Raw genomic sequence first — 16,825 nt, forward strand, 5'->3', positions numbered from 1 at the left:
GGCGCAAGCCCTGTCCCCACCCCTGCAAAAACAAGCGCCAAAAACATAGCGCACTCCAGGCCCCGTTCGAAAGACCGGGGCCTTTTTATTGCGCTGCCGCTGCCCGCTCGCGGTACTCACGCGGCGTGCAGCCCAGCTCGCGTTTGAACACGGCGTTGAGGTATTGCACCGAGCCGAAGCCGCTGCGGCTGGCGACCTCGGCGCCGCTGAGCGGCGATTCCTGCAACAGGGTGCGGGCATGCTGCAGCTTGTAGAGCAGGATTTCGTCGTGCACTGTGCGCCGCAGCTCGCGCCGAAACCAGGTCTCCAACGATGAGCGCGACAGGCCTACGTGCGTCGCCACCTGTTCGGTCTTGATGCCCTGGCAGGCGTACTGCCGGATGTAGTGCAGTGCCCGCATCACATAGGGGCCATGCGGTGCCTCGCATTGGGTCGAGGCGCGCGGGTGGATCCCGGCCGGTGGCACGACGATGCGTGTGTCCTTGAGCACGGCGCCGCCCAGCATCTGGTGCAACAGATGCGCGGCGGTGCGCCCCATCTCGTGCGTGCCCTGGCTCACGGAACTGAGCTGGATGCGCGTCAGGTGCTGGCCCAGGGTGTCGTTGTCGATGCCCACGAGGGCCACTTCGTCCGGCACGGCCAGACCGGCCAGGATGCAGGCCTGCAGGAGCTGGCGCGCCCGCGCATCGGTCACGGCAATGATGCCCACGGGCTTGGGCAGGGTCTGCAGCCAGCCCACCAGCTGGCGCGCCGCGCTGTCCCAGGTCGGGGCACTGGTGGCCAGGCCGCGGTGGATGCGGCACGCCATGCCGTCGCGCAGCATCAACGTCTCGAAGGCCCGCTCGCGCTCCTGTGCCCAGCGGTTCAGCGGCGACTCCGGCAGGCTGTAGCAGGCGAACTGGCGCAGGCCCTTGTCGATCAGGTGTCCGCAGGCCTGCTGCACCAGCGCCTGGTTGTCGGTGGCCACGTAGGGCACGCCTGCCGGGTAGGTGGCCTCGTCGGCATAGGAGCTGCCCACGGCCACCACCGGCAGCTGCATGGACGACAGGGCGGCGCTGACGGCCGGGTCGTCGAAGTCCGCGATGATGCCGTCGCCGTGCCAGTCGGCGATGCCGTCCAGCCGGAAGCGGAAGTCCTCCTCCAGGAACAGGTCCCAGGCCACCCGCGTGTGGTGCACGTAGGAGCCGATGCCGGCAATGATCTCGCGGTCATAGACCTTGCTGGCGTGGAACAGCAGGGCGACACGGTGGACTTTGGGCTCGGCGGGAGGGGCGCTGGCACGCATAAAACGGTGGATCAGTCCGCTGCATTCTGGCGGATGCTTTCATATTTTGCGGTGCAGCAACGAATATTGCCAGGTCCGCTGGTCAATTTCGCAATCGAAGTCTGGCGTCCCGCTCACTAGCATTCGCCCGTTCATCTTCAAAACGGGACCCGACCAGATGTCTTACTTTGATTCGTTCGCGCCGGTGCGCTACGAAGGCCCAGGTGGCGACAGCCCGCTGGCCTACCGCCACTACAACGCCGGCGAGAAGCTGCTGGGCAAGACCATGGCCGAGCATCTGCGCCTGGCGGTTTGCTATTGGCATACCTTCGTCTGGCCCGGCAGCGACATCTTCGGCCACGGCACTTTCAACCGGCCCTGGCACGAGGGCGCCGACGAACTGACGCTGGCGCGCCGCAAGGCCGACGCCGCCTTCAGCCTGTTCACCCGCCTGGGCGTGCCCTTCTATACCTTCCACGACACCGACGTTGCGCCCGAAGGCGCCAACCTGGCGCAGTACCGCAGCAACTTTGCCGCGATGACTGACGTGCTGGCGCAAAAGCAGGAGGCCACCGGCATGCGGCTGCTGTGGGGTACAGCCAACCTGTTCAGCCACCGCCGCTATGCCGCCGGCGCCGCCACCAATCCCGACCCGGAAGTCTTTGCCTACGCCGCCACCCAGGTCTTCAGCGCGATGAACGCGACCAAGCGACTGGGCGGCGCCAACTACGTGCTGTGGGGCGGCCGCGAGGGCTATGACACCTTGCTCAACACCGACCTCAAGCAGGAGCGAGAGCAACTGGGCCGCTTCATGTCCATGGTGGTCGAGCACAAGCACAAGACGGGTTTCAAGGGCGACATCCTGATCGAGCCCAAGCCGCTGGAGCCGACCAAGCACCAGTACGACTACGACAGCGCCACGGTGCACGGCTTTCTCCAGCAATTCGGGCTGCACAAGGAGATCAAGCTCAACATCGAGGCCAACCACGCCACCCTGGCTGGCCACAGCTTCCAGCACGAGATCGCCACCGCCGCGGCGCTGGGCCTGTTCGGCAGCATCGACGCCAACCGCGGCGACCCGCAGAACGGCTGGGACACCGACCAGTTCCCCAACAGCGTGGAGGACCTGACCCTGGCCATGTACGAGATCCTCAAGGCCGGCGGCTTCACCAATGGGGGCTTCAACTTCGATGCCAAGGTGCGGCGCCAGAGCCTGGATGCGGTCGACATCCTGCACGGCCACGTCGGTGCCATTGACGTGCTGGCGCTGGCCCTCAAGAGCGCGGCGCACCTGGTCGAGCAGAACGAACTCCAGCGCTTCAAGGACCAGCGTTATGCCGGATGGCAAAAGGAGCTGGGCCAGCGCATGCTGGCCGGCGGCATGACGCTGGCCCAGGTCGCCGAGCACGCTTTCGTCCAGGAATTCAATCCGCAACCGGTCAGCGGCCGCCAGGAATGGCTGGAGAACCGCGTCAATTCGGCCATCTTCGGCGGCATTGCTTGAGCCAAAGTGACGGCTTCTTTTGCCTGAATATGGCTGAAGTTGCGCCTTGACTGGCATAAGTGTGCTTCATAGCATCCGCCACGCTACGCAGAAAAATACAGGAGACACAGTGAGCCTCGCCGTCGGATTCAAGGACGTCGTCAAGCGCTTCGGCCCCGTCGAAGTGCTGCATGGCGTGAGCTTTGAGCTGGCCCCCGGGCGTGTGATCGGCCTGCTGGGCGAGAACGGCGCGGGCAAATCCACGCTGATGAAGATCCTGGCCGGCTACGAGGCCTTGAGTGGCGGCGAACTGCACATCGACGGCCAGGCCACGCACTTTGCCGGCTCGCGTGCGGCCGAGGCCAGGGGCATCGTCATGATCCACCAGGAGTTCAACCTGGCCGAGGACCTGACGATTGCGCAGAACATCTTCCTGGGCCACGAGAAAAAGCGCGGCTGGCTGCTGGACGATTCCGCCATGCGTGCCGAGGCGCGGCGCGTGCTGGACCAGGTCGGCCTGGCCGCCAGTCCCGACACCCGTGTCGGCCAGCTGATCGTGGCGGAAAAGCAGCTGGTGGAAATCGCCAAGGCATTGGCCCGCAAGACCCGGCTGCTGGTGATGGACGAGCCCACCGCCACGCTCACGCCGGGCGAGACCGAGCGCCTGTTCGCCCTGATCGCCCAGCTGCGGTCCGAGGGCGTCACCATCCTGTACATCTCGCACAAGCTCGATGAGGTTGAGCGCATCACCGACGAGGTGGTGGTCATGCGCGACGGCCGCTTCGTCGCGCAGCGGCCCACGGCCAGCCTGACGCGCCAGCAGATGGCCAGCCTGATGGTGGGCCGCGAGCTGTCCGATCTCTATCCGCGCAAGGAGGCCATGGACACGGCACAGCCGGTGCTGCTGCAGGTGCAGGGCCTGAGCGTGCCGGGTTGGGCCAGCGATGTGAGCTTCGAGGTGCGCGCCGGCGAGATCCTGGGCTTTGCTGGTCTGGTGGGCGCCGGCCGCACCGAACTGTTCGAGGGCCTGCTGGGCCTGCGCCCCGCGCTGGCAGGCAGTGTCCTGCTGGCCGGCCAGCCGTGGACGCGCCGCAGCCCGCGCAGCGCGGCGGCGCGCGGCCTGACTTACCTGAGCGAGGACCGCAAGCACAAGGGCTTGCATGTGCACCTGGGGCTGCGGCAGAACCTGACCTTGATGGCGCTGGAGCGCTACACCAGCCCGCTGCTGTCGCCGGATGCGGAACGCGCGGCCCTGCACGACGCGGTGCGCGACTTCGGCATCCGCGCCGGCTCGCTGGACACCCCGGCGTCGTCGCTGTCCGGCGGCAACCAGCAGAAACTCGCCCTGGCCAAAGTGCTGCACCCGGGGCCGCAGGTTGTGGTGCTGGACGAGCCCACCCGCGGCGTCGACGTCGGCGCCAAGCTCGACATCTACCACCTGGTCCAGCGCCTGGCGCGCGAGGGCAAGGCGGTGGTCGTCATCTCCTCGGAGCTGATGGAACTCATCGGCCTGTGCCACCGCGTCGCCGTGATGCGTGGCGGCCGCCTCGTCACCACCCTGACTGCAGACCAGCTGACCGAAGAGGTCATGATCGCCCATGCCACCGGAACCCACTGAGGCCACCGTGCCTGTCCCCGTCGTTCGCGCCCAGGCGGCTCGCCGCTTCTCGCTGCATGGCACGGGCCCGCTGATCGGGCTGGCGCTGCTGTGCATCGCCGGCATGCTGCTGAACGAAAACTTCGCCACCCTGGACAACGCGATGAACGTGCTGACCCGCACGGCCTTCATCGGCATCATCGCGGTGGGCATGTGCTTCGTCATCATCTCCGGCGGCATCGACCTGTCGGTGGGCTCGATGGCGGCGCTCATCGCCGGCAGCACCATCTTGCTGATGAATGCGGCAGCCGCCAGCATCGCTTCCCCGGTGCTGGTCGTCATGCTGGGCATGCTGTTCGCCGTCGTGCTGGGCGCGCTGTTCGGCCTGGCCCATGGCCTGCTGATCACCAAGGGCCGCATCGAGCCCTTCATCGTCACCCTGGGCACGCTGGGCATTTTTCGCGCCTACCTGACCTACTTCTCCAACGGCGGGGCCATCACGCTGGATTCCGCGCTGTCCACCGTCTACAGCCCGGTCTACTACGGGGCGCTGCTGGGTGTGCCCATCCCGGTCTGGGTCTTCATCGCCGTCGCCCTGGCCGGCGGCGTCATCCTCAATCGCACGGCCTATGGCCGCTATGTGCAGGCCATAGGCTCGAACGAGCAGGTGGCGCGCTATGCCGCGGTGGAAGTGGACCGCGTCAAGATCATCACCTACGTGCTGCTGGGGGTGTGCGTGGGCGTGGCCACGCTGCTGTACGTGCCGCGCCTGGGCTCGGCCTCGCCGACCACTGGCCTGCTGTGGGAGCTGGAGGCGATCGCCGCCGTCATCGTCGGCGGCACGGCCCTCAAGGGCGGCGCCGGCGGCATCACCGGCACGGTGATCGGCGCCGTGCTGCTCTCGGTGATCAGCAACATCCTCAACCTCACCAGCATCATCAGCGTCTACCTCAACGCGGCGGTGCAAGGCTTCGTGATCATTGCCGTCGCCTTCTTCCAGCGAGGACGCCGCTGACCCGAACCGGATTTCCCCCAACGTAGCCCGAGCTACTTCTTCCAACCACCAGGAGACAAACCATGAAATCGATGATCCGCATGCTCACTGCCACCGCAGCAGTGCTCGCCGCGCTGGGTACCGCGCCCGCGTCCGCGCAGAACAAACCGCACATCGGCGTGGCCATCCCCGCGGCCACCCACGGCTGGGCCGGCGGCGTGGTCTATTGGGCCAACCGCACCAAGGACGAACTGGAAAAGCAGTACCCGGGCCTCAAGGTCACGGTCAAGACCGCGGGCTCGGCCGCCGAGCAGGCCAACCAGGTGCAAGACCTGCAGACCGCCAGCAAGATCGACACCCTGGTGATCCTGCCTTTTGAGTCGGCACCGCTGACGCAGCCGGTGGCCCAGGTCAAGGCCAAGGGCGTTTACGTCGTCGTGGTCGACCGCGGCCTAACCGATGCCAAGGCGCAGGATGCCTATGTGGCCGGCGACAACCCGGGCTTTGGCAAGGTGGCCGGCGAGTACATGGCCAAGGCCCTGGGCGGCAAGGGTGACATCGTCATCCTGCGCGGCATCCCGACGGTGATCGACAACCAGCGCGTCGACGCCTTCAACGCCGTCATCAAGGCCAATCCCGGCATGAAGGTGCTGGACGCCAAGCACGGCAACTGGAACCGAGACGACGCCTTCAAGGTCATGCAGGACTACCTGACGCGCTTCAAGAACATCGACGCGGTCTGGGCCTCGGACGATGACATGGCGGTGGGTGTGCAAAAGGCCATCGAGCAGGCCAAGCGCACCGACGTCAAGCTGGTGCTGGGCGGCGCGGGCTCCAAGGACTACATCAAGAAGGTGATGGACGGCGACAAGATCGTCACAGCCGACGTGACCTACTCGCCCAAGATGATTGCCGACGCGATGAACCAGACCGCCGCTGCGCGCGTCAAGGGCGAGAAGATGCCCGCCACCACCATCATCCCCTCGGTGCTGATCACCAAGGACAACGCCGCCAAGTTCTACGAGCCGAAGTCGCCCTTCTAAGGCGAAGCGAGGAGCCCCACCATGGCTAGACCCGTCACCCTGTTCACCGGCCAATGGGCCGACCTACCCTTGAAGGAACTGGCGCCCCTGGCCAAGAGCATGGGCTATGACGGCCTGGAACTGGCCTGCTGGGGCGACCATTTCGACGTGCAGGCCGCGCTGGCCAGCGACAGCTATGTGCGCGACAAGCAGGCCCTGCTTGAGCAGCATGGTCTGCGTTGTTTCGCCATCGGCAACCACCTGGTCGGCCAGGCCGTGTGCGACCTGATCGACGAGCGCCACCAGTCCATTCTGTCCGGGGCGCTCTGGGGCGACGGCGATCCCGAGGGCGTGCGCCAGCGCGCTGCCAAAGAGATGCAGGACACGGCGCGTGCCGCCGCGAAGTTCGGCGTCAAGACCGTGACCGGCTTCACCGGCTCTTCGGTCTGGCACGCCACCTATGCTTTTCCCCCGACCACCCAGGCCTTCTGGGACAAGGGCTTCGCCGATTTCGCGAAACGCTGGACACCCATCCTGGATGTCTTCGAATCGGTCGACGTGAACTTCGCGCTCGAAGTCCACCCCACCGAGATCGCCTTCGACACCGCCTCCGCGCAACGCGCGGTCGAGGCCGTCAAGGGGCATCGCCGCTTCGGCTTCAACTTCGACCCCAGCCACCTGGGCTACCAGGGCGTCGACTACATCAAATTCATCCGGACTTTCCCCGACCGCATCTACAACGCCCACATGAAGGACGTCTGGTGGGGCAAGGGCGACGGCACTGCGGGTGTCTTCGGCGGCCACACCAGCTTCGGCGACGCCCGCCGTTTCTGGGACTTCCGCAGCGTGGGCCGCGGCATGATCGACTTCGAGTCGCTCATCGTCGCCCTCAACGACATCGGCTACCAGGGTCCGCTCTCGGTCGAGTGGGAAGACAGCCGCATGGACCGCGTGCACGGCGCCACCGAAAGTGCGGCCTTCTGCAAGCGGCTCGATTTCAAGCCGGCGGCCGGCGCCTTTGACGCCGTCTTCGACAAGGCCAAGCAAGGCGGGATGGCGGGTTCATGAGCTCGCTGGGCCGCCCCAAGAGCGAATACCGCAGCGCGCCGCGCGGAGGTTTCTATGTCTAAACTGAAGTACGCCATGGTCGGCGGCGGGCAGGGGGCCTTCATCGGCGGCGTGCACCGCAAGGCCATTGCGCTGGACGGCCAGATCGAACTGGTCGCCGGTGCCCTGTCGTCCAGCGCCGAGAAGGCGCGCGCCTCCGGCCGCGAGCTCGGCCTGGCCGACGAACGCAACCACGCCAGTTGGGAAGCCCTGCTGGCCGACGAGCTCCAGCGGCCCGCCAGTGAGCGCATCGACTTCGTCTCCATCGTCACGCCCAACCATGTGCACTTCCCGGTGGCCCGGGCCTTTGCCGAGGCCGGCATCCACGTGGTTTGCGACAAGCCTTTGGTCCACACCAGCGAGCAGGCAGCCGACCTGGGCCGCGTGGTCGCCAAAAGCGGCGTGGTCTTCGGCGTCACCTACAACTACACCGGCTACCCCATGGTGCGCGAGGCGCGTGATCTGGTGCGCAAGGGCGCCATCGGGCAGGTGCGCAAAGTCATCGTCGAATACAACCAGGGCTGGCTGGCCACCCGGCTGGAAGGCGGCGACAACAAGCAGGCCGACTGGCGCACCGACCCGGCGCGCAGCGGCATGGCCGGCGCCATCGGCGACATCGGCTCGCATGCCGAGAACCTGGCCCTCACCGTCACCGGGCTGGAGATCGAGAGCCTTTGCGCAGATCTCACCAGCTTTGTGCCGGGCCGCAAGCTCGACGACGACGGCAATATGCTGCTGCGCTTCACCAACGGCGCGCGCGGCGTGCTGATCGCCTCGCAGATCGAGGTCGGCTGCGAGAACGATTTTCGTCTGCGTGTGTTCGGCAGCACCGGCACGCTGGACTGGCGGCAGGAAGACCCCAACTACCTTGTGCATGCGCCCATCGACGGGCCCAAACGCATCCTCACGCGCGGCTCGCCCTGGCTGGGTGAGTCCGCCAAGCTGGCCACGCGCCTGCCCACCGGCCACCCCGAGGCCTTCATCGAGGCCTTTGCCAACGTCTATCTGGGCGTGGCGGCGCACATCCGCGCCTTGCAGGCCGGCAGCAAGCCTGATCCGCTGGCGGCCGACTACCCGACCCTGGCCGACGGTGCACGTGGCGTGCGCTTCATCGAAAAGACCGTGGAGTCCGCGGCCAGCAGCCACAAGTGGACCAGCCTGCAGTAAGGGCGCCCCATGTTTCTCGGCATCGACCTGGGCACCTCGGGCCTGAAGGTCATCCTGCTGGAGCGCGGCCACAAGGTGCTGGCCAGCGCCTCGGCCCCGCTGACGGTGCAGCAGCCCCAGGCCTTGTGGCGCGAGCAGGACCCGAACGACTGGTGGGGCGCTTGCGAGCAAGCCCTGGCCGCAGTGCTGGCCCAGGCGCGCGAGGCGGGCATCGCTGCCTCCGCCATCGAGGCCATCGGCCTGACCGGCCAGATGCATGGCGCCACCTGCCTGGACGCGCAGGGCCAGGTGCTACGGCCTGCCATCCTCTGGAACGACGGCCGCTCGCACCGCGAGTGCGCCGACCTCGAAACCCTGGTGCCCGCTTCGCGCGCCATCACCGGCAACCTGATGATGCCGGGCTTCACCGCGCCCAAGCTGCTGTGGCTGGCACGCCATGAGCCGCAGGTGTTTGGGCGCATCGCCAAGGTGCTGCTGCCCAAGGACTGGCTGCGCTGGCGCCTGACCGGCGAATTCGCCAGCGACATGTCGGATGCGGCGGGCACGCTGTGGCTGGATGTGGGCCGGCGTGACTGGAGCGACGCGCTGCTGGGGGCCACCGGCCTGTCGCGCAGCCATATGCCGCGCCTGCACGAAGGCCCGGAAGTCAGCGGCCATTTGCGCAAGGACATCGCGCAGCGCCTGGGCCTGCGCGAGATTCCCGTGATCGCCGGCGCCAGCGACAACGCCGCCGGTGCCCTGGGTGTGGGCGTGGTGCGAGCAGGCCAGGCCATGTTGTCGCTGGGCACCTCGGGCGTGTGCTTTGTTGCAACCGACGGTTTCGTCGCCAACCCAGCCCAGGCCGTGCACAGCTTCTGCCATGCGCTGCCGCACACCTGGCATCTGATGTCGGTGATGCTGTCGGCTGCCGCCTGCCTGGATTTCACGGCGCGGCTCACCGGCCAGGCCGATGTGGCGGCCCTGTTGGCGCACGCCGAACAAGGCGGCATCGACGAGGCCACACCGCTGTTCCTGCCCTACCTCAATGGCGAGCGCACACCCCACAACAATCCGGCCGCCCAGGCCGTGTTCTTCGGCATGCACGCCACCACCAGCCGTGCCGACCTGGCCAACGCCACGCTGGAAGGTGTGGGCCATGGCCTGGCCCAGGGCGTGGCCGCGCTGCAGGCGGCCGGCGCCCCGCTGCAGTCCATCAGCCTGATCGGCGGCGGCGCGCGCAGCGCCTACTGGAGCCAGCTGTTGGCCGACATCCTGGGCCTGCCCATGCAGCGTCGCGCCGAGGCCGAGGTGGGTCCGGCACTGGGCGCGGCGCGCCTGGCCTGGATGGCCTGCGACCAGGTTGCGGCCACCGAGATCTGTACCGAGCCCGCGCTGCTCGCGGTGCACGAGCCGCAGGCCGGCAGGCACGCCTTCCTGCGCGCGCGCGGCGAGCGCTTCGCCCAGCTGTACCGGCAAGTCCAGCCCTGCTTTCCCGCCATCGCTTAGGATGGCCCGGACCAACCGAGGAGACCGCGGTGACGCGTTGGGATGAACTGTCCGATGCCGAGATGGAGCTGCTGCGCGCGACCTTCTGGTCGGCCGGCGTCTCGCGCCACCTGCTGGCCGGCCGGCTGGGCTATTCGCGCAGCAAGGCCAATGCCCTGGCCTCGGGCCTGCTGGAGCAGGGCCTGCTCGAAGAAGCCGGTCTGCAGGATTCGTCGGGCGGACGCCGGCCCGAGACGCTCAAGCTCAATGGCGCACTTGGCGTGGTGCTGGGCGCCGACCTGGGCGCCACCAGCCTGGACGTGGCGGTGATGCGGCCCGACCTCACGGTACTGGCCCACCACGCCGAGCCCGCCGACGTGCGCGCCGGGCCCGGCGTGGTGCTGGCGCGCATGCGCACGCTGCTGGGCCGGTTGCTGCAGGAATGCGGCGCGACGCCGCAGCAGGTCATCGCCATCGGCATGGGCCTGCCCGGTCCGGTGGACTTCGCCAGCGGCCAGCTGGTCAACCCGCCGCTGATGCCCGAGTGGGACAGCTTTTCCATCCGCGACTTCCTGGCCGAGGACTATGCCGCGCCGGTCTTCGTCGACAACGACGTCAACCTGATGGCGCTGGGCGAGTTATGGCGCCTCCAGCGGGCCCTGCCCAACTTCCTGGTCATCAAGGTCGGCACCGGCATCGGCTGCGGCATCGTCTGCCACGGTGAGGTCTACCGCGGTGCCAACGGCTCGGCCGGTGATGTCGGCCACATCTGCGTGGACCGCTCGGGTCCGCGCTGCCACTGCGGCAACCTGGGCTGCGTCGAGGCCATGGCGGCCGGCCCGGCGATCGCCCGCATGGGGCTGGAGGCCGTGCAGGCCGGCCAGAGCGAGCAGCTGGCGCAGTGCCTGGCGCAGCACGGCGCGATCACCACCATGGACGTGGCCCAGGCCAGCCACAACGGCGATGCCGCAGCCAACGCCATCTTGCAGCGCTCGGGCAACCTGATCGGCCAGATGCTGGCCTCGGTGGTGAACTTCTTCAACCCCTCGCACGTGTTCATCGGCGGCGGCGTCACCGGCATCGGCCCGCAATTTCTGGCGTCCGTGCGGCAAAGTGTCTACCAACGCTCGCTGGCCCTGTCCACGCGGCACCTGGAGATCCAGTACGCGCCGCTGGGCACGCGCGGCGGCCTGGTGGGCGCCGGCGTGCTGGCCATGCAGGAGACGCTGCGGCGCGCGCGGCCCGCCTAGCCGGGGGTTACTTGCCGCCCCAGTGCACGAAGCGCCGTTCCGCCACGATGAACACCAGGTTCATCACGTAGCCGAGCAGGCCGGCCGCGAAGATCGCGGCGTACATTTCCGGCATGTCGAAGATCATCTGCGCATTGATCACGCGCTGGCCCAGCCCGTCGGTGGAGCCGATGAACATCTCGGCGACGATGACGATCACCAGCGCCAGCGACACGCCTGAGCGCATGCCCACGAAGACCTGGGGCATGGCCTCCAGCAGTGTCACGTCGGTCAAAACGCGCCAGCGCGGGGCGCCCATGACGCGCGCGGCCAGCTGACGCTGGCGCCGCACGCCCATCACGCCATAGGCCACGTTGAACAGGATCACCAGGCCGGCGCCGAAGGCCGCCACGGCGATCTTGGTCTTCTCGCCCACGCCGAAGATCACCAGGAACAAGGGGAACAGCGCCGAAGCGGGTGTGGAGCGGAAAAAGTCGATCGCGAACTCGATCGAATCGTAGATCTTGCGCGAAGCGCCCAGCACGATGCCCAGCGGCACGGCGATGACGAGGGCGATCACGAAGGCCGAGATCGTCCGCACAATGGTCTTCCAGAAGTCCGCCCACAGGGTGCCGTGCGACAGGCCCTTCCAGAAGGCGTCGAAAGCCTCGCCGGGCGAGGGCAGCAGCACCGGGTCGACGGCGCGCGAGCCGTGCAGGATCGCCCAGGCCAGCAGCACCAGGGCGGCGCCGGTCAGCGGCCGCAGCCGCGCCATCCAGACAGCACTTTTCATCGCCGCACCTCCTGCAGGAAGACTTCGAGAGCCCGCGTCTTGGTCGCGATGAAGTCGGCGGCCACGGTGGTGTCGACGGTTCGGGGACGCGGCGCGTCAAAGCGCAGGCGGTCGGCCACGCGGGTGGGGCGCTTGGTCAGCAGCAGCACCTCGTCGGCCAGCAGCACGGCCTCGTCCAGGTCGTGCGAGACCAGCATGGTGGTCACCTGGCGCTCGGCCAGCACCTTCTGCAGCCGGCCGCGCAGGAACATCACCATCTCGTAGTCCAGGGCGGAAAAAGGCTCATCCAGGAACAGCACCTCCGGATCGACGACCAGGGCGCGCATGATGGACACCAGCTGCTGCTGGCCGCCCGACATCTCGTAGGGATAGCGGTTCAGGTCGAACTGCACCTCGAAGCTGGCCACCAGCCGGTCCAGCCGTTCCTGGCGCTCGCCCTTGGGGATGCCCAGGTACTGCAGCGGATAGCGGATGTTGTCGATCGCGCGCATCCAGGGAAAGACCGCCTCGCGGTAGTTCTGGAACACGTAGCCGATGCGCGTCTCGCGCGCGGTCTTGCCCTCGAACAGGATCTGGCCACCGTCGTGCGGCAGGATGCCCGAGATCATGTTGATCAGCGTGCTCTTGCCGCAGCCATTCGGGCCGAACACCGAGGTGATCTTGCCCTTGGGGATGTCCAGATCGAAGTTGTCGTAGACCGTGGCGTCACCGAAGCGCTTGGTCAGCCCCCGCACGGTGATGTGGGTGCCTTCGGGGTACCAGCGTTGGTTGCGCGGCGGCGCTTCGGCCGCCGGGCGCAGTTGGAGCACGGCCGCCATCAGAACGCCTTCGTCACGGCCTTGCCGTCGATGCGGTCCTTCACCACGCCCAGCTCCGTGCCGATGTCCAGGAACTTCTGGAAGTCGCTGACATCGGCCGCCGTCATGTCCTTGACCATCACGATGCGCGGCAGCGGCACGGTGGCAGCCAGTTCGGGCGGCACCTTCATGCCGGCGATGAGGTAGCCGCGCGTGCTGCTGTCGGCCATGGCCTGCTGCACGCCGCGCGTCCAGGCTGCGGCGAAGCGCTTCGCGACATCGGGATGCTCGGCGATGAATTTGTCAGAGAGCACGGCGCCGGCGGCGAAGGCATGGGCTTCCTTGCGGCCCAGCAGGTGGGTGGCGATGACGCCGGTCTCCACGCGCTTGCCGATCTTCTGGCCGACCATCACCGTGGCCGAGGGCTCCAGCGTGTAGCCGCCGTCGAAGGTGCCCGCCTGCAGCACGCTCAGGTGCATGTTGATCGGCTGCTCCTGGATGCTGAAGTCGGTGCCCTCCACCAGACCGACCTTCTTGAGCACCGCGCGCGCGGCGCCGATGTTGGCCGGGCCGGGCGCGGAGAACAGCTTGAAGCCGCCCTTGAAGTCCTTCAGGCTCTTGGCCGGACTGCTGGCCTTGACCACGAACTGTTCGATCACGTGCTGGCTGTTCTGGCCATTGAGCGAGATGTACTTGAGCGTCTTGGGCCGGCGCGCCTCCATGTTGGCGCCCTCCAGCGTCACCAGGTTGGCCGCGCCGTCGATGCTGCCGGCCACCAGGGCCTGCACGGTCAGCGGGTGGCTGTTCATCGGAATCTCTTCCACCTCGAGACCGGCTTCGCGGAAGTAGCCGCGGTTCTGGGCGATGTAGAAGGGCAGTGCGGCGCTGGACGGGAAGACACCGAATTTCACGCGGTCGGCAGCGTGGGCGGCGGGCAGCAGGACGGCTGCCGCGGCTGCGGCGACCAGGGCGCGCGCGGCGCGACGAAGGAATTCAGGGCGTTGCATCGTGGGACTCCTGGGAAAGGACTGGGTAGAGCGAGGGGGTGAAGAAAGGGACGCCTGCGCGGTAGCTGCGGGCGGGGGACATGTCGGGCGGCACACCGGCTTCGGCGCGGCCCTCGAAGGTCAGTTCCAGCTGCACGCCGCTGGGGTCGTAGACGAACAGCTGCCACAGCGTGGTGCCGGGCACCAGGAATTCGCGCCAGTCCAGGCCGGCGCGCTGGAAGCGGGCGATGTAGGCGTGGTAGCCGCTGCAGGCCAGCGACACATGGTCGATGGCGGCTGTGCCCTGCTGTACTGCGCCGCCGGGCCCGAGCGCCGGACCGCCGGCGTAGACGTGGATGATGGCCTGGCCACCCGGCTGCGGGCAGGCCAGCCAGGCACCGGGATAGCCGAAGTCGGGCCGCTCCACCTCGCGCAGGCCGATCACGCTGCACCAGAAGGCACGCGTGGCTTGCAGGTCCGCGGTCTTGATGGCCAGGTGGAAGAGGCCGTGGGTGAGAGCGCCGTCGTTCATGGGGTGGCAAGCTCCTGTGCAAGTTCCTTGCCCAGCGCAACGTCGCGGAACAGCCGGGAGAGGTCGGCCAGGAAGGGGGGCTGCGTCTTCCAGTGCGCGCCGGCGACCGGGTCGGCGCCGGCCAGCAGGGTGTCGCTCGCCTGCAGCGACAGCGCCATCGCGAACTGGACGCGCGGCGTGCGCACGCGGGCGATGCGTTCCAGCCAGGCCGCCACCGGGCGTTGCCCCTGGGCGATCTCGTCCTCGATGATCAGTGCGGCGGCGCATGCGTCCTCCATCGCCTGGGTGGCACCCTGGCCCAGCGTGGGCACCATGCCGTGCGCGCTGTCGCCCAGGTAGAGCACGTTGGCGTCGGTCTCGTGGTAACGCACGTCGGACTCCTGCATGCGGGCCCAGTGGCTGTCCGGCAATTGCTCGCACAGGGCGTCGAGCAGCCATTGCAGGGTCGCGCTGCGGGGCCGGCCGCTGGCGGGCTCCCAGGTGGCGCGCATCACCGGCGCGGTGCTCCAGGCGGGCGCCACCGGCGCGCCCGGCACGAGGGGAAAGGTTGCCGCGATGTAGACGTGGCCGGGCTTGACGCGGAAGGCCAGCAGGCGGTGCGCGCCGTTGAACCACTGGCCGTAGTCATCGACCAGGCCGCCGCTGGTGTCCTCCACCAGCGCGCGCAGGATGGCGACGCCGACGTGGCGCGGCTGCGGCACGCCCGACAGCGCAGAGCGCGCCAACGAGTAGCGGCCGTCGGCACCCACCAGCAGGTCGATGCCCTCGCTGCGGTGCACCTGGCCGCCTTCCTCCCAGGTGACGAAAGTCTTGCCCGGCGCCTTCGGGTCGCGGCCGACGCCGGTGACGTCGCAGCCGTAGCGGATGGCGCTGCCAGCGCCAACCCGCAGCACGCGGTACAGCTCGGACCAGCGGATGCGGATGCCCGGGTTGTCGGCGACGCTCTCGATCGGCAGATCGAACAGCACGCTGCCGTCGGCCAGCGCCGCGGTCCAGCGCGACCAGGGCAGGCTCGCGGCTTCCACCTGTGCGGCCAGCGCCGGATCGGTCAGGCGCAGCGCCTTGACCGCGTTGGGCCCGACGTTCAGCCCGGTGCCGGCCTCCGAGTGGTCGTCGGGCTGCACGCGTTCCAGGCATGTCACGTCGATGCCGGGGATGCGGGCGAGGCGGCGGGCCAGCAAGGCGCCGGCGACACCGGCCCCGAGGATGACGATCTTCATGCGATGGCTTCCCGTGAGAGTGTGGACGAAGGCAGGTCGGGCACCTGCGCGATGACCGCCACCAGGCCGCCACCGTCGGGACCCTGGTGCTCGGCACCGCCGGAGACGAAGATGCGGCTGTCGCCCAGCACGCCGGCGACCAGGCCGCCGACCGCACCACGGATATGGCGCTGCGCGTTGATGTCGGTGTCGTCGAGCATGGTGTGGCGCGCGCCGCGCACCTGGCCGCGGCGGTCCGGCTCGCATTTGACGAAGGCGGCGACTATGCGCTGGCGCTGGTCCTGGCGCACCTGGGGCGTCGCCTCGATGCCCAGCGGCGCCAGAGCGGCGGCGACGGCGGCGATGTCCAGCGCGTCCGCCATGGGCGCGCAGGCCATGCGCAGCGGGCCGGTCCAGGCGGGGCTGTGGCCCAGGACGATCACCTCGTCGGCCAGTACTTCGACCCCCGAGGACACGCTGGCGCGCGCGCAGGCGATGCCGAAGTCCGCCAGCAGGGCCGCAGCGAGGGCGGGATCGTCGGCCAGTTCGCCCAGGGCCAGGGCCGCGCCGAAAGCGCCAGCGGCGCGGGCGAAGGCCATGGAGCGTCCCGGGTCGGCGCTCACGACCTGCTGTCCGTCCGCGGCCGCGGCCGTGGCACGGGCCGAGGTGATGCAGGGGCACTTGACCTGCACGAAGGCCACCTGATCGGCCCGTTCGATGCCTGCATCGGCCATGGCGGCGCGCACGGCCGCGGCGACCGAGCGCACATGGGTCCAGCGCCCGATCTCGTGTGCGGGCAGCGCCGTGCCGATGGCGGTGCCTATGGCCAGTGCGCCGCCGGGCCCGGAGCGCGCCGGGGCGGCGCTGCGGGAAAACACCACGTAATGCGGACTGAGCACGCCCTCGGTGCCGCCGGACAGCACACAGGGCACGGTGTGCAGCAACTCCCCGGCGCTGCGACCCGTGCGTTGCGCGAGCAGTTGCATCAGGCTTTGCGTGAAGTAGCCGCGGGTGAAGTCGTTGACGCCGCCGTTGCCCTCGGTCTTGCCGATCACGGCCACGATGTCGTCAGCGCGCAGGGCATCGGCGTCCAGCAGGGCGGCCAGGGCAGTCAGGTCGCCAGGGTGCGCCATGGCCAGGCGGTCGACCCGCAGGCGGCGGGTGGTGGGTTCGGACAAATGGGAGGTCATG

General features: G+C 68.4%; 15 protein-coding genes. 8 read left to right on the forward strand and 7 right to left on the reverse strand.

Annotated features, from left to right (window positions below; all coding sequences use genetic code 11):
* Positions 1-85: 85 nt before the first annotated feature.
* Complete coding sequence (locus Q0632_RS17960) at positions 86-1,285, reverse strand: DNA-binding transcriptional regulator (protein WP_298932758.1); 1,200 nt, start codon at positions 1,283-1,285, stop codon at positions 86-88.
* Positions 1,286-1,442: 157 nt separating this feature from the next.
* Here Q0632_RS17960 and xylA point away from each other — a divergent pair, with 157 nt between their 5' ends.
* From xylA to Q0632_RS18000, 8 genes are all read left to right on the forward strand, one after another.
* Positions 1,443-2,768, forward strand: a complete 1,326-nt coding sequence (xylA, locus tag Q0632_RS17965) for a xylose isomerase (RefSeq protein ID WP_298932760.1) — start codon at positions 1,443-1,445, stop codon at positions 2,766-2,768.
* A 109-nt stretch (positions 2,769-2,877) separates the two neighbouring features.
* The gene (locus tag Q0632_RS17970) at positions 2,878-4,365 is read left to right on the forward strand and encodes a sugar ABC transporter ATP-binding protein (RefSeq protein ID WP_298932762.1); all 1,488 of its coding nucleotides are present in this window, start codon (positions 2,878-2,880) and stop codon (positions 4,363-4,365) included.
* Complete coding sequence (locus Q0632_RS17975; RefSeq protein ID WP_298932764.1) at positions 4,346-5,359, forward strand: ABC transporter permease; 1,014 nt, start codon at positions 4,346-4,348, stop codon at positions 5,357-5,359. The genes Q0632_RS17970 and Q0632_RS17975 overlap by 20 nt, the downstream gene beginning before the upstream one ends.
* Positions 5,360-5,421: 62 nt before the next feature.
* Positions 5,422-6,381, forward strand: a complete 960-nt coding sequence (locus Q0632_RS17980; RefSeq protein WP_298932766.1) for an ABC transporter substrate-binding protein — start codon at positions 5,422-5,424, stop codon at positions 6,379-6,381.
* A gap of 21 nt (positions 6,382-6,402) precedes the next feature.
* On the forward strand, positions 6,403-7,428 hold the full coding sequence (locus Q0632_RS17985; RefSeq protein ID WP_298932768.1) for a sugar phosphate isomerase/epimerase: 1,026 nt from the start codon (positions 6,403-6,405) through the stop codon (positions 7,426-7,428).
* A gap of 54 nt (positions 7,429-7,482) precedes the next feature.
* Positions 7,483-8,634, forward strand: a complete 1,152-nt coding sequence (locus Q0632_RS17990) for a Gfo/Idh/MocA family oxidoreductase (protein ID WP_298932770.1) — start codon at positions 7,483-7,485, stop codon at positions 8,632-8,634.
* A 9-nt stretch (positions 8,635-8,643) separates the two neighbouring features.
* Positions 8,644-10,119, forward strand: a complete 1,476-nt coding sequence (xylB, locus tag Q0632_RS17995; RefSeq protein ID WP_298932772.1) for a xylulokinase — start codon at positions 8,644-8,646, stop codon at positions 10,117-10,119.
* Between the two features lie 62 nt (positions 10,120-10,181).
* Entirely contained in the window at positions 10,182-11,348 is a 1,167-nt protein-coding gene (locus tag Q0632_RS18000) for an ROK family protein (RefSeq protein ID WP_298933007.1), read from the forward strand.
* A gap of 7 nt (positions 11,349-11,355) precedes the next feature.
* Here the strand turns inward: Q0632_RS18000 and Q0632_RS18005 are convergent, their stop codons facing one another.
* From Q0632_RS18005 to Q0632_RS18030, 6 genes are read right to left on the reverse strand one after another with little or no spacing between them, the layout of a single operon-like run.
* Entirely contained in the window at positions 11,356-12,120 is a 765-nt protein-coding gene (locus Q0632_RS18005) for an ABC transporter permease (protein WP_298932774.1), read from the reverse strand.
* Positions 12,117-12,938 carry an ABC transporter ATP-binding protein gene (locus Q0632_RS18010; RefSeq protein ID WP_298932776.1) on the reverse strand — a complete coding sequence of 274 codons (822 nt, stop codon included), beginning with the start codon at positions 12,936-12,938 and terminating at the stop codon, positions 12,117-12,119. Before Q0632_RS18010 ends, Q0632_RS18005 begins: the two co-directional genes overlap by 4 nt.
* Positions 12,938-13,924, reverse strand: a complete 987-nt coding sequence (locus Q0632_RS18015; protein WP_298932778.1) for an ABC transporter substrate-binding protein — start codon at positions 13,922-13,924, stop codon at positions 12,938-12,940. The genes Q0632_RS18010 and Q0632_RS18015 overlap by 1 nt, the downstream gene beginning before the upstream one ends.
* Positions 13,911-14,435 carry a VOC family protein gene (locus Q0632_RS18020; RefSeq protein WP_298932780.1) on the reverse strand — a complete coding sequence of 175 codons (525 nt, stop codon included), beginning with the start codon at positions 14,433-14,435 and terminating at the stop codon, positions 13,911-13,913. The genes Q0632_RS18015 and Q0632_RS18020 overlap by 14 nt, the downstream gene beginning before the upstream one ends.
* Positions 14,432-15,655, reverse strand: coding sequence for an NAD(P)/FAD-dependent oxidoreductase (locus Q0632_RS18025; RefSeq protein WP_298932782.1), 1,224 nt, complete (start codon positions 15,653-15,655; stop codon positions 14,432-14,434). The genes Q0632_RS18020 and Q0632_RS18025 overlap by 4 nt, the downstream gene beginning before the upstream one ends.
* Positions 15,652-16,824 carry a ring-opening amidohydrolase gene (locus Q0632_RS18030; protein WP_298932784.1) on the reverse strand — a complete coding sequence of 391 codons (1,173 nt, stop codon included), beginning with the start codon at positions 16,822-16,824 and terminating at the stop codon, positions 15,652-15,654. The genes Q0632_RS18025 and Q0632_RS18030 overlap by 4 nt, the downstream gene beginning before the upstream one ends.
* Position 16,825: the final 1 nt, after the last annotated feature.

The sequence above is a fragment of the uncultured Ramlibacter sp. genome, assembly GCF_936925435.1.
Taxonomy (GTDB): Bacteria; Pseudomonadota; Gammaproteobacteria; order Burkholderiales; family Burkholderiaceae_C; genus Ramlibacter.